At 71.6% G+C, this 12,575-nt stretch carries 11 protein-coding genes; 2 read left to right on the top strand and 9 right to left on the bottom strand.

Annotated elements, in window-relative coordinates; all coding sequences use genetic code 11:
• Positions 1 to 4 precede the first annotated feature (4 nt).
• Entirely contained in the window at positions 5 to 976 is a 972-nt protein-coding gene (locus tag AC1QRC_RS05385) for an NUDIX hydrolase (RefSeq protein WP_484205771.1), read from the top strand.
• A gap of 23 nt (positions 977 to 999) precedes the next feature.
• Here AC1QRC_RS05385 and pstB read toward each other — a convergent pair whose 3' ends face one another.
• The 7 genes from pstB to AC1QRC_RS05350 all read right to left on the bottom strand — a co-directional run bounded on the left by pstB (position 1,000) and on the right by AC1QRC_RS05350 (position 7,842).
• Positions 1,000 to 1,779, bottom strand: a complete 780-nt coding sequence (gene pstB / locus AC1QRC_RS05380; RefSeq protein WP_484205770.1) for a phosphate ABC transporter ATP-binding protein PstB — start codon at positions 1,777 to 1,779, stop codon at positions 1,000 to 1,002.
• A gap of 18 nt (positions 1,780 to 1,797) precedes the next feature.
• Positions 1,798 to 2,955, bottom strand: coding sequence for a phosphate ABC transporter permease PstA (gene pstA / locus AC1QRC_RS05375; protein ID WP_484205769.1), 1,158 nt, complete (start codon positions 2,953 to 2,955; stop codon positions 1,798 to 1,800).
• Positions 2,955 to 3,911 carry a phosphate ABC transporter permease subunit PstC gene (gene pstC / locus AC1QRC_RS05370; RefSeq protein WP_484205768.1) on the bottom strand — a complete coding sequence of 319 codons (957 nt, stop codon included), beginning with the start codon at positions 3,909 to 3,911 and terminating at the stop codon, positions 2,955 to 2,957. Before pstC ends, pstA begins: the two co-directional genes overlap by 1 nt.
• A gap of 100 nt (positions 3,912 to 4,011) precedes the next feature.
• Entirely contained in the window at positions 4,012 to 5,214 is a 1,203-nt protein-coding gene (pstS, locus tag AC1QRC_RS05365; protein WP_484205767.1) for a phosphate ABC transporter substrate-binding protein PstS, read from the bottom strand.
• Between the two features lie 192 nt (positions 5,215 to 5,406).
• Complete coding sequence (locus tag AC1QRC_RS05360) at positions 5,407 to 6,396, bottom strand: anion permease (protein ID WP_484205766.1); 990 nt, start codon at positions 6,394 to 6,396, stop codon at positions 5,407 to 5,409.
• 3 nt (positions 6,397 to 6,399) lie between these two features.
• Complete coding sequence (locus tag AC1QRC_RS05355) at positions 6,400 to 7,020, bottom strand: DUF47 domain-containing protein (protein WP_484205765.1); 621 nt, start codon at positions 7,018 to 7,020, stop codon at positions 6,400 to 6,402.
• A gap of 219 nt (positions 7,021 to 7,239) precedes the next feature.
• On the bottom strand, positions 7,240 to 7,842 hold the full coding sequence (locus AC1QRC_RS05350; RefSeq protein WP_484205764.1) for a hypothetical protein: 603 nt from the start codon (positions 7,840 to 7,842) through the stop codon (positions 7,240 to 7,242).
• Between the two features lie 143 nt (positions 7,843 to 7,985).
• On the opposite strand from AC1QRC_RS05350, the gene AC1QRC_RS05345 reads away from it, so the two are divergent.
• Entirely contained in the window at positions 7,986 to 9,416 is a 1,431-nt protein-coding gene (locus AC1QRC_RS05345) for a cell wall-binding repeat-containing protein (protein WP_484205763.1), read from the top strand.
• Positions 9,417 to 9,506: 90 nt separating this feature from the next.
• On the opposite strand, the gene treZ is transcribed toward AC1QRC_RS05345, so the two are convergent.
• Positions 9,507 to 11,279, bottom strand: coding sequence for a malto-oligosyltrehalose trehalohydrolase (gene treZ / locus AC1QRC_RS05340; RefSeq protein WP_484205762.1), 1,773 nt, complete (start codon positions 11,277 to 11,279; stop codon positions 9,507 to 9,509).
• Positions 11,272 to 12,552: an ATP-binding protein gene (locus AC1QRC_RS05335; RefSeq protein WP_484205761.1), complete on the bottom strand. Its 1,281-nt coding sequence runs from the start codon at positions 12,550 to 12,552 to the stop codon at positions 11,272 to 11,274. Before AC1QRC_RS05335 ends, treZ begins: the two co-directional genes overlap by 8 nt.
• Positions 12,553 to 12,575 lie beyond the last annotated feature (23 nt).

The following is a 12,575-nucleotide window of genomic DNA, read 5'->3' as shown; positions in this document are numbered from 1 at the left end:
CCACATGGCACTCGGCGGTTCGGCGCACCCTCGGCCCAAGATCGTGCGCGCGGCCGGTGTCGTCCCCTGGCGCCGGCGCAAGGACGGCTGCCTCGAGGTCGCCCTGGTGCACCGTCCCGCCTACGACGACTGGTCCTGGGCCAAGGGCAAGCTGGACCCGGGCGAGGACTTCGCGACAGCAGCGGCACGGGAGACGCTGGAGGAGACCGGGCTGCGGGTCCGTCTCGGCCCGCCGCTTCCCACGTCGGAGTACCCGCTGGCCAAGGGCAACGGGCGCCCCGTCGTCAAGCACGTGCGGTACTGGGCGGGCACCGTCATCGGCGGGGACGGCGCCCTCGAGCACGAGGTCGACGAAGTGCGCTGGCTGACGCTGGAGAAGGCCCGGGACCGCCTGACCTACCCGCGTGACCGGGAGCAGCTCGCGGCGCTGGCCGGCGCGGAGCTCACCCTGCGGCTGGAGACCTGGCCGCTGCTGGTGGTGCGGCATGCGGAGGCGGTGTCGCGGGGCCGGTGGTCCGGACCGGACCCGGACCGCCCGCTCGACGCCGTCGGCAGCCGCCGCGCCAAGCGGTTGGTCCCGCTGCTGCAGGCCTACGCGCCGACCCGGATGCTCACCTCACCGTCGGCACGCTGCCGCGACACGGTCGCCCCGTTCGCCCGGGCGGCCGGGGTGGACCTCACCGGCAAGGCAGGGCTGTCCGAGGAGGGGTATGCCGAGCGCCCGGCACGCGCCCCCCGGCACCTGGGGCGGTTGCTGGACCGCGCGGAGCCGGCAGCGCTGTGCAGCCACCGGCCCCTGCTGCCCGAGTTGCTGGAGCGGCTGGCGACGCTCACGGTGCGCCGTTCGGAGTCCGACACGCTGCACCGGTTGGCCCGGGTCGGGATGGACAAGGGCGAGGTGCTGGCCTGCACCATGGTGGGTGCCGGCGCGGAGGCCACCGTCCTGGCAGTCACCCGGCACCGGCCGCCGTCCTGAGCCCGCGGGCGCGGGCCCGGGGATCAGCCGAAACGGCCGGAGATGTAGTCCTCGGTCGCCTGCTGGCTGGGGTTGTTGAAGATCTTGCTCGTGTCGTCCATCTCGATCAGCTGACCCGGCTTGCCGGTCGCCTCGAGGTTGAAGAAGCCCGTGCGGTCGGAGACGCGGGCGGCCTGCTGCATGTTGTGCGTCACGATGACGACCGTGTAGTCGGTCTTCAACTCGTTGATCAGGTCCTCGATGGCCAGGGTGGAGATGGGGTCCAGCGCCGAGCACGGCTCGTCCATCAGGATGACCTCGGGCTGCACCGCGATGGCACGGGCGATGCACAGGCGCTGCTGCTGGCCACCCGAGAGCCCCGATCCGGGCTTGTCCAGCCGGTCCTTGACCTCGTTCCACAGGTTCGCACCCCGCAACGACCGCTCGCACAGCTCGTTCGCGGCCGAGGAACTGATCCGCTTGCTGTTCAGCCGCACCCCGGCGAGCACGTTGTCCTTGATGGACATCGTCGGGAACGGGTTGGGCCGCTGGAACACCATGCCGACCTCACGCCGGACGTCGACCGGGTCGACGCCGCGGCCGTAGAGGTTCTTGCCGTCGATCAGGACCTCCCCCTCGACCCGGCCTCCGGGGATCACCTCGTGCATCCGGTTCAGAGTCCGCAGGAACGTGGACTTGCCGCAGCCGGACGGGCCGATGAAGGCGGTCACGGACTTCGGCTCCACCACCATGCTGACCGACTGGACGGCGTGGAAGGCGCCGTAGTAGATGTCGAGGTTGTTGACGTCAATACGCTTGGACATGTCAGGTGCTCCAGGGGGTCAGCGGCCGGTCTTCGGCGCGAACATCTTGGCGATCAGGCGGGCAGTGAGGTTGAGGGCGACGACGATGAGGACCAGCAGGAGTGCGGCGGCCCAGGCCCTCTCCAGGCTGGGCTCGCGCACGCCGGGGGCCAGCGGCCGGGTGAACATCTGGTAGGCGTACAGCGCCAGCGTGTTCATCGGACCCGACGTCGGGTTGGTGTTCAGCGCGTGGGTGAAGCCGACGGCCACCAGCACCGGCGCCGTCTCGCCGATGACCCGCGCGATAGCCAGGGTAATACCCGAGGCAAGGCCGGAGGCCGCGGTCGGCAGCACCACCTTGGCGATGACCCGCCACTTGGGCACCCCGAGGGCGAGCGCGGCCTCCCGCAACTCGTTGGGCACAATCCGCAACATCTCCTCACTGTTGCGGACCACCGTGGGAATCATCAAGACCGCCAGGGCGACGGCGCCCGCGAGGGCGTTCTTGGTGCCGATGCCGAAGAGGCTGGCCCAGAGCGCGAAGGCGAACAGTCCCGCGACGATGGAGGGGATCCCGGTCATCACGTCGACCAGGAACCGGATGGCGTGTGAGATGCGGTTGCCGGCGCTGTACTCCACCAGGTAGATCGCGGTGAACAGCCCGATCGGCACCGAGATGAGGGTGGCGATCCCGGTGATGACCAGGGTGCCGATGACGGCGTGGTAGGCGCCGCCGGTGAACTGCCCCCGGTCCTCGGCGTAGGCCTGGTCGTGGACCCCGGTGACGCCGTTCATGGTCTGGTTGAGGAAGTCCGGGTGGAACGCCCGACCGGCTCCCTCGCCGACGACGGTCCACATGACCGACAGCAGCGGCAGCAAGGCCAGCGCGAAGGCGCCGTACATCAGGCCCCGCATCAGCCGGTCCAGCGCCACCCGGGCTCCGGCAACCTGGCGGAAGGCGACGTAGACCGCGACCAGGTAGGCCAGGTAGCCGCCGACGACGGCCAGTGCGACGTGCACGTCCAGGACCAGCCACAGCAGGAGGGCGACCACCGCGGCGCCGACCAGGATGGCCGGGCCGAGCCGCCGGGGTGCGGGTCGGACCGGGGACGGCACGACCCCCTTGACGTGGTCCAGCGCGTGCTCGCTGACCGCCGACTCGTCGACGTTCTCGGACTCTTGGGTCGGGGTGCTCATCAGTTGGCTCCAGAGAACTCGGACCGCTTCTCCACGATGTACCTCGCCACGAGGTTCACCGCGAGCGTGATGACGAAGAGGACCAGACCGGTCGCGATGAGCTCGCTGAGCCGCAGGCCGGAGGCCTCGGGGAAGTTCAGCGCGATCTCGGACGGAATGGTCGAGTTGCCCGTGCCGATGAGGTTCCAGGTGAACCCACCGGTCGACAGGATGATGGCGACCGCCATGGTCTCGCCCAGCGCCCGGCCGAGGCCGAGCATGGTGCCGCCGATGACGCCGGGTGTGCCGAACGGCAATACCGCGGTGCGGATCATCTCCCACTTCGTGGCGCCCAGGGCCAGGGCCGCCTCCTCGTGCAGCTTGGGGGTCTGCAGGAAGACCTCGCGGGAGACCGAGGTGATGATCGGCAGGATCATCACCGCGAGCACGATCGAGGCCGTCATCAGGGTGCGGCCGGTGTTGGATCCGTCGGCGAAGAACGGGATGAAGCCGAGGTTGTCCTCGAGCCAGCCGTAGACCGGCACGAGTCGGGGCGCCAGCACCTGCCAGCCCCACATGCCGAAGACCACCGAGGGGACGGCGGCAAGCAGGTCGATGACGAAGCCTACGGTCGTGCCGACCCGGCGCTCGGCGTAGTGGGAGACGAACAGGGCGATCCCCACCGCGACGGGCGTGGCGAGCAGCATGGCGATGAAGGAGGCGATCAGCGTGCCGGCCACCAAGGGCCAGACGTAGGCGAAGAACCCTTCGCCCCCGCTGGTCTGCGCGTCATCTGCGCCGAAGATCGGCAGTGCCTCCATCACGAGGAAGGCAGCGACGCCGGCCAGCACCAGCAGGATGATCATGGCCGAGCCGAAGGACGTCCCCTGGAAGATCACGTCACCGGGCCGTTTGACGGCCCGTGTCGCAGTGGCGGAGGTGCGTTCCTCGCCGACAGGGGGTGCAGGGGTGCTCATCTCAGTCCTCGATTGCGAGTGTGGGGCGAGACGGCACGGCGGCCGGGGTCCCCGCATTGAACGGTGACCCCGGCGCCGTGGTGTGTGCTCAGCGGGATGCTCAGTTTCCGGTCGTGATGCTGGCGATGGCGTCCGTGGCGGCGCTACGAACGTCCTCGGAGATCGGGGCCGAGCCGGCTGCCTCGGCGGCCGCGTTCTGCCCCTCCTCGCTGATCACGTAGGTCAGGAAGTCCTTGACCAGCTCACCGGTCGCCTCGTCCGTGTAGTTGGTGCACACGATGTGGTAGGAGACCAGCACGATCGGGTAGCTCCCCGCCTCGGTGGTATCGCGCGCCAACTCCAGGGCCAGGTCACCCTCCACCCCGGTGTCCGCCGGCTCCGAGGCGTCCACCACGGCGGCCGCGGCCTCCGGGGAGAAGGCCACGAAGTCCTCGCCCACCCCGATCGAGGCGGTGGTCAGCGTGCCGACGGCCGAGGCGTCGGCGTAGCCGATCGCGCCCTCGGTGCTGCCCACGACGGAGATGACACCCGTGGTCTGCGCGGCAGCCTCGCCACCGGACACCGGCCACGCGGAGTCGGCCTCGTAGCTCCAGCTGTCCGGCGCCGCCGCGGTCAGGTACTCCATGAAGTTCTCGGTGGTGCCCGAGTCGTCGGAGCGGTTGACCACGGTGATCTCGGTGTCCGGAAGGTCCGCGTCGGGGTTGTCCTCGGCGATGGCCGGGTCGTTCCAACTCTCGATCTGCTGGTCGAAGATCTGGGCCAGGACGTCCGGGGACAGGTTGAGGGTGTCGACCCCGGGCAGGTTGTAGGGGATCGCGACCGGCGAGATGTAGACGGGGAAGTGCAGCGCACCGCCGTCGCCACAGGTCTCCTTGACCTGCTCCCGCTCCTCCTCGTCGAGGTAGGCGTCCGAGCCGATCAGCGGCGAGGCGCCGGAGATGAGGTTGCCGCGTCCGCCGCCGGAGCCGATGGCGTCGTAATTGATGGTGACGTTCGGCTGCGTGGACTGGTAGCCGGCGATCCAGGCGGTCACGGCGGACTCCTGGGCGCTGGCGCCGGAGAAGCTGTAGTTGCCGGAGAGGTCGCCGCCGCCCCCTGCGGCGTCGTCGCCGCCGGTCTCGTCGTCCGAGTCCTCCCCCGACTCCTCCCCGGCGTCCTCCTCGTTCTCGTCGGCACCCTCGTCGGCGCCCTCGTCGGCAGCGGTCTCCTCGTCGACGGTGGGGTTGTCGTCGCCGCACGCGGCCAGGGTCAGCGTTGCCGCCATCGCGAGGGCGACGGTCGGGCCAAAGCGGTGAAGCTTCACGGTGGGTACCTCTCTGGGCAGTATTCGTGTTCGCACGCCGGGTCAGGGTGTCCGCCGGCGAGCTGGCGTCCTCGCCAACCGTGATGACCGTAGGGACGCCACGTGTCCCGAGTGGTGGTCGGTGGTGAACGAGACGTGAACGACGCTTGAATGTGCGACGAGTTTCCCGCCGTTCCTGCTCCGTGCGGCGGCTCAGAAGATCGCGATGAACCAGTAGGTCAGGGCGGCCACCAGGCCCGCCCCCGGGAAGGTGAGCACCCAGGCGCCGACGATGTTCTTGGCCACCCCCCAGCGCACGGCCGACAGGCGCTTGGTCGCACCCACGCCCATGATCGCCGAGGTGATGGTGTGCGTGGTGGAGATCGGCGCGTGGAATGCCAGGCCGGCCACGTAGAGCACGCTCGCGGCGACGGATTCCGCCGCGAACCCCTGTGGCGGGTCCAGGTCGATGATCTTGCGTCCCAGCGTGCGCATGATCCGCCAGCCCCCGGCATACGTGCCGGCCGAGATGACCAATGCCGAGGTGACGGTCACCCACAGCGGGATGTGGGACCCCTCGTGGTAGCCACCGACGACCAGGGCGAGCACCACGATGCCCATCGTCTTCGCCGCGTCCTGCAGCCCGTGTCCGAGCGCCATGGCAGCGGCCGAGGCGGTCTGCGCGATCCGGAAGTCACGCCCGAGCCGGCCGGGGTGGCCGTTGCGGAAGGTCCACAGGATCGCGGTCATCACCAGGTAGCCCAGCACCACGCCGGCGACCGGGGAGATGAGCATCGGGATGATGATGCTGCTGAGGATCCCGTCCCACAGCACGCTGGTCCCCGCTGCCAGGGAGGCGCCCGCCATGCCGCCGATGAGGGCGTGGGAGGAGGAGGACGGGAGGCCGTACCACCAGGTGATCATGTTCCACCCGATCGCCCCGACCAGGGCGGCTGCCACGATCGCCAGGCCGGTCATCCCCGACGGGGGGTTGATGATGCCCGACCCGACGGTCTTGGCCACGCCCTCCCCGAGGAACGCCCCGATCAGGTTGAACACGGCGGCCATGGCCAGGGCGATCCGGGGTGTCAACGCCCGGGTGGACACCGAGGTGGCGATGGCGTTGGCGGCGTCGTGGAAACCGTTGGTGTAGTTGAAGCCCATCGCCAGGAGGATGACGAGGGTGACCGGGAGCCAGTCCACGAGTCAGGATTCCTTGACCGCGATGCTCTCGACCGTGTTGGCGACCGTCTCGAAGCTGTCGGCGGCGGCTTCGAGCTCGTCGATGACCGCCTTGAGCTTGATGATCTGCACGGCGTCCTGCTGCTCCCGGAACAGGGCCGCGGTCATCTGGCGGTAGCGCTGGTCCGCGGAGTTCTCCAGGCGGTTGATCTCGATCCAGTAGTCCTGCAGGTCCCGCATGGAGCGCAGCCGGGGCATCGCCTCGACCGTGAGCTCGGCCATCCGGACCAGAATGTCCACCTGGTCGTCGACCCCGTCCGGGAGCTCGTCGATGCCGTAGAGCACGACGATGTCCACGGCCGCCTCGAGGTGGTCCAGGCAGTCGTCCAGCCGGGAGGCGAGGGCGTAGATGTCGTCACGGTCGAAGGGAGTGATGAACGAGGAGTTCGCCTCGTTCATGATCGTGTGCGTCGCCTCGTCGCCGTGGTGCTCGATGTCCTTGAGGCGGCCGGACGCCGCGGCACGCTCGTCCTGGGGCAGCCCCAGGATGTCCCGCATGGCGTAGGCACCCTCGACCACATGGCCGGCGAGGGCGGCAAAGTGCTCGTAGAACGAGGTGTTCTGAGGCGTGATGCGAAAGCGCACGGGACGCAATGCTAGGGGTCCAGCAGGTGAATCCCCAACTTCGTCCAGGCGACCAGCAAGTTAACAGCCCGAGTGAATGTTGAGGAGTCAGAAGTGCCGGGCCGGGAGCGCCTCACGGCGCGCGGCCGCTCGTAGCGGCGTGTTGTGGGACCCGGGGCTGCCGCGGCCCGGCACTTCCGGACAGCCTAACCCCGGGACCTGCCTGATTGTTCCCTGCGATCAGGCCAGCTCGTCCCGGCGCCAGAGCCCGGCACAGGCCTGCAGATCGCGGGCCGTGCCCTGGAGTCGCGCCGCGCGGCGCACCTGGTCCTCCGGGACGTCCGCGCCGTCGGGGCCGGACAACCCGACCGCGACCACGTGGCAGAAGGCCGCCGCCCGGTCCAGCGCGGTGGCCAGGTCGCCGTCGAACACGCCGGTCAGCACCGAGCCGGTGAGGTCCTGCAGCGTGTCCGGGCTTGGGGGCTCGGCGACGCCGGCGATGACCCGGTAGACCTCGGCGTGCCCCGACCCCTCTGAGAACGCCCTGCCGACCTCGTCCGGCTGGCGCTGCACCCACTCGTGGAGCAGGTAGAGCCGCCACAGGGCCCCGGGCAGCGAGCGCGCCGGCCGGTCGGCCCACATCTGCGCGACCGTGGACAGCCCGAGCTCGCGCACCAGGTCGACCAGGCGGGCGGTGACCTCCGGGTCGGCGCTGGCGCGACCGCGGCCGACCACGACGGCGGCGGTGCGGTGGGCTGCCTCGGCCACGTCGACCGGGTCCGCCCCTCCCGGGGTCCCGTCCAACTCGGCCGGGGGCACCGGCAGCGGCTTGTGGAATCTCACGGGACTCACGGTACGCCTGCCCCTTCCACGGCGGGTGTATCAACCCGGGCGCCCGTCGATCCTCTCTCGTGCGGAACACGGACGGCGCCCGCTGCCCGGCCGCACTCCGGGCCACGGTGCCCGGGCCCGAAGGGAGCACATCCATGCACGATCGACCTCGCCGCACCCCCTGGCGGCCGGTCCTGGGGACCGTCGGAGCAGCTGCGTTGCTCACGGTCACCGCCGTCACCCCCGCCTCCGCCGCCACCCTCGAGGACGGCTGGGAGGTCACTGGGATCCAGTTCGTCAACGCCGACTGCTCCCGCAACGAGTATGTCGTCGACGCCACCTTCACCGGCACCACCGACGACGTCGGCGGCTTCGACAAGGTCCGCACCGAGGTGTGGGACGACGGCGAGCTGAAGGACTACCGCGTCCTCGAGGTGCCGGTCGGGTCAACCGTGGCCACCACCTCCTTCCTCAGCTTCGTCGGCACCTACCTGTCCGGGGCACCCGGGGTGGGCATCGTGATCCGGGACGCCGACGCCGCCGGGGATCCCCTGTCGTTCCTGGACTACATCGACCCCTACTTCCCGGAGGACCAGGAGGGCCCGTGCGACTTCGACGTCGAGCGGATCGGCGGGGCGGACCGGATCGAGACCGCCGCGCTGCTCTCCGAGCGCTTCGTCAAGGCCGACACTGTCGTCATCGCCACGTCCGTGACCTTCCCGGACGCGCTCACGGCAGCCCCCCTGGCCGACCAGCTGGCCGGTCCCCTGCTGTTGACCCGGCCTGGCGCCCTGCCGGCAGCGACCGCCACGGAGCTCACCCGACTGCAGCCCGGTCACGTCGTGGTGGTCGGCGGCACCGGGGCGGTCACCGACACGGTGCTGACGCAGATCGAGGCACTCCTGCCCACCAGCACCGTCGAGCGGATCGGCGGCGCGACGCGGTATGAGACCGCCACCGAGATCGCCGCGCAGATCACCCAGGACAGCACCCCCCAGATGTTCCTGGCGACGGGTGAGGACTTCCCGGATGCGCTGGTGCTCAGCGCCCTCGCCGCCCGGGAGAGCGCCCCGCTGGTGCTGACGCGTCAGGACACGCTGCCGTCCGCCACGGCCGACTTCCTCGCCACCGCCGCCTACGACAGCCTCTACGCCGCCGGCGGCGAGGCGGTCATCAGCGACGCCGTGCTGGCGGAGGCTGCCGGACTGGGCAGCGCCACCAGCACCCGCTTCTCCGGCACCGACCGCTATGAGACCGCTGCCGAGGTGCTGGGGCAGTTCCCCGCCGAGGGCAAGGTGATGGTGGCCACCGGTGAGAAGTTCCCCGACGCCCTGACCGCGGTGCCCGTCGCGGGTCGCACCGGCGCTGGGATCGCGCTGTCCCGGACCGACGAGGTCCCCGCGAGCGTGATGACCGAGATCGAGCGGCTCACGCAGGGCTTCTCCTTCCCGCTCGTCACGATCGTGGGCGGAGAGACCGCGCTGTCCTCGGACGTCTACGACCAGTTGCTGGGCCTGTTCGGCGGCGCCGCGGCACCGACCTCCCCCCAGGTCGAGCTGGACAGCAACCTGCCTGACGGCGGCTGAGTCCCCCGCCCGCCCTGGCGCAGGGCGCGGAGGCCTTGGCCTCCACCCGCGGCCCCGGGTCCGACTCCTCGTCGGCCCGGGGTCGCGGCGTCAGTGGCCCGTCGGCGCCAGGTGGAGCACCTCCACGGACGTCGGCCCGAGGAGCACCCGCCCGTCGCGCCGGTCGACCTGGCCCCACGTGGCCAACGTCGTCCAGTCACCGTCGGAGCCGTCCCGGGAGGGCAGGTCCTCCTGCCGCGCGGTGTCCGCGAGATTGGCCAGGACGGCGTAGCGACCTCGCTCGAGGCGCAGCACCCCGGTCTCGGGGGTGTAGGCCACCGTGGCGTGGGCGACCAGGCCCGGATGCTCCCGTCGCAGCCGCAGCAGGGTGCGGTGCCACGCCAGCAGCTCGGCGTGCCCCGGCCGCTCCGGCTCGGTCCAGTCGAGCCGCGAGGCCGCCACGGTGGCCGGGTCCTGCGGGTCGGGCACCTCCCCGTCCCAGCCGTGGGCAGCAAACTCCCGCCGCCGACCGGCCCGGATCGCCTCCGCCAGCTCCGGCTCGCCGTGGTCGGTGAAAAACTGCCAGGGCGTGCCGGCCCCCCACTCCTCGCCCATGAACAGCATCGGGGTGTACGGCGCGGTGAGCAGCAGGGCCGCCCCGACCCCGGCCAGCCCCGTCCCGGCCAGGTGGACGAGCCTGTCCCCGACAGCCCGGTTGCCGACCTGGTCGTGGGTCTGCAGTGCGGCGACGAACCGCCAGGACGGGGTCACCGCGGGGTCGACGGGGCGGCCGTGGACCCTGCCGCGGAAGGTGGAGACGGTCCCGTCGTGGAAGAACGGTGTCCGGCCCAGCACCTTCGGCAACGCCGCGGGGTCGGCGAAGTCGGCGTAGTAGCCGGACGTCTCGCCGGTGAGGGCGACGTGCAGCGCGTGGTGCACGTCGTCGGCCCACTGCCCGGCAAGGCCCAGCCCGCCGGAGCCGGCGCTCCCACGCGCGGTCACGGTCGCCGGGTCGTTGCGGTCGGACTCGGCCACCAGGGTCCGGGGCACCCCCGTCTCGGCGGCGACGTCGTCGGCGAGGGCGGCGAGCTCCTCCAGGAGTGTCCGCGCCCGCGCGTCGTGCAGCTCGTGCACGGCGTCCAGCCGGAGCCCGTCGAGGTGGAAGTCGGTCAGCCACATCCGCGCGTTGTCCAGCAGGAAGGCCCGCACCCCGTCGCTGCCGGGGCCGTCCAGGTTGACCGCCTGGCCCCACGGCGTGGGGTAGCGGTCGGTGAAGTAGGGGCCGAACTGGCCCAGGTAGTTGCCGCTGGGCCCGAGGTGGTTGTAGACGACGTCCAGCCACACCGCCAGCCCCTTGCCGTGTGCCGCGTCCACGAACCGCTGCAGGGCGACGGCGCCGCCGTAGGGCTCGTGCACGGCATACAGCGCGACCCCGTCGTACCCCCAGCCGTGGACCCCGGGGAAGGCGGCGACCGGCATCAACTCGACCGTCGTCACGCCGAGCTCGACCAAGTGGTCCAGTCGCTCCGCCGCCGCCTCGAGGGTCCCCTCGGGGGTGAAGGTGCCGACGTGCAGCTCGTAGACGACGGAGCCCTCCAGGCCCTGCCCCGCCCAGTGCCCGTCGCCCCAGCCGTATGCGGAGAGGTCCACGAGGCGCGAGGGCGCGTGGACCCCCTCGGGCTGGCTGAGCGACCGGGGGTCGGGCCGTGGATCACCACCGTCGAGGGAGAAGGCGTACCGGCCGTCCGGCACGGCGTCCGCGCGGGTCGACCACCAACCGCCGTCCTCGCGGTCCATGGCGACCCGGTCGGCGCCGTCCACGCCCAGCACCGCCTCGACGGTGGTCGCGTCGGGAGCCCACACCCGCAGCAGCTGGCTACTCATCTGGTGACCTCCTCGTGTCCGGCTCGCCCAGGGCAGCGGCCGCCTGCGGCAGCGCCAGGGGCCATCCGCCCCCGGGGCCGGTGCTGTCTCCCGGTGCGTCACCGGGGTCCCCCTCGCCGGTGTGCACCCGCACGTAGCCGGCGAATCCCGGGATGGTGAACTGCAGCTTCCCGTGGCCGGCCGGGGCGATGATCCCCTTGTCGATCAGCCGGTCCCGCGGCACGCTGATGGCGCGGGTGGAGCGGCCCAGCCGACGGGCCACCTCGCCGCGGGCGACCGGCCCCTCGCCCTGGGCGGCCATCGCCACGATGAAGTCCTGCTCGTGCTCGGTCGCGGCCTCCCAGCGGGCCTGGAACATCGCCAGGACCTGCGAGGTCGCGTCGGCCAGTCCCTGGTGGACGTCGTGCACGGTGATCGCGCTCCCCCCGCGGGGTTGTGCGGCGTCCCAGGTCGTCGACCCGAGCAGCTGGATGAAGTAGGGATACCCGTCGGCAGCGGTGCCCGCCATGCTGAGCGCGTCCGGTGCCCAGGTCACGTCCAGCTCCGCGGCCGGACCGGCGAGCGCCTTCCCCGCGGAGGCCTCGTCCAGGCCCGGCACGACCACGAACCGGGACCGTTCGCCGAAGGTCGCGGCCCGGGTCAGGTGCCCGGGCGTGGAGGGCAGCCCGGCGCAGATCACCGCGAGCGGGATGTCCTGCCGCTCGCCGGCCAGGTCCTGCAGCGCGTTCAGCAGGACGCCGGTGTCGGCGACCGAAGGGGCATGCAGCTCGTCCAGGAACAACACCAACCCGGCGCCGCCCCGGTCCCGGACCGCGCGTGCCGCCGAGCGGAGCAGGTCCTCCACCGCGGTGACCTCCCCGCCGGGGCCGGTCCGCGCCGGCTCGGGGCGCTCGAAGTTCGCCGAGGCCTTGACCCCCGGGACGCCGACCTCCAGGCGGAATGACTCGAGCCGGCCCAGCCAGGCCTTCTCCTGCCCCAGCCCGACGTCGGCCAGCGCCCGCGCCACACTGCCACCCAGGTCGGGCAGCACCCGGGCGCCCTTGACACAGGCCACCCAGGCCACGGCGAACCCCTCCGGCCGGGCCCGGTCGGCAGCGGTGCGCAGCAGCGAGGTCTTGCCGATGCCGCGGGGCGCGGTGAACACCATCGGTGCGCCGGCCATCTCGCCGGTCCGGCTCACCCGGTCCAGCGCGGTCCCGATCCGGGCCAGCTCCCGGTCGCGGCCCACGAGCACGCGCGGTACCTCACCGGGTGCGTAGGGGTTCGGCAGCACGGTTCCTCCCTTCTCGCGTGGGC

The sequence above is a fragment of the Ornithinicoccus sp. genome, from assembly GCF_057176825.1.
The sequence above is the reverse complement of the archived record's forward strand: the minus strand, read 5'-3'. Positions and strand labels throughout refer to the sequence as shown.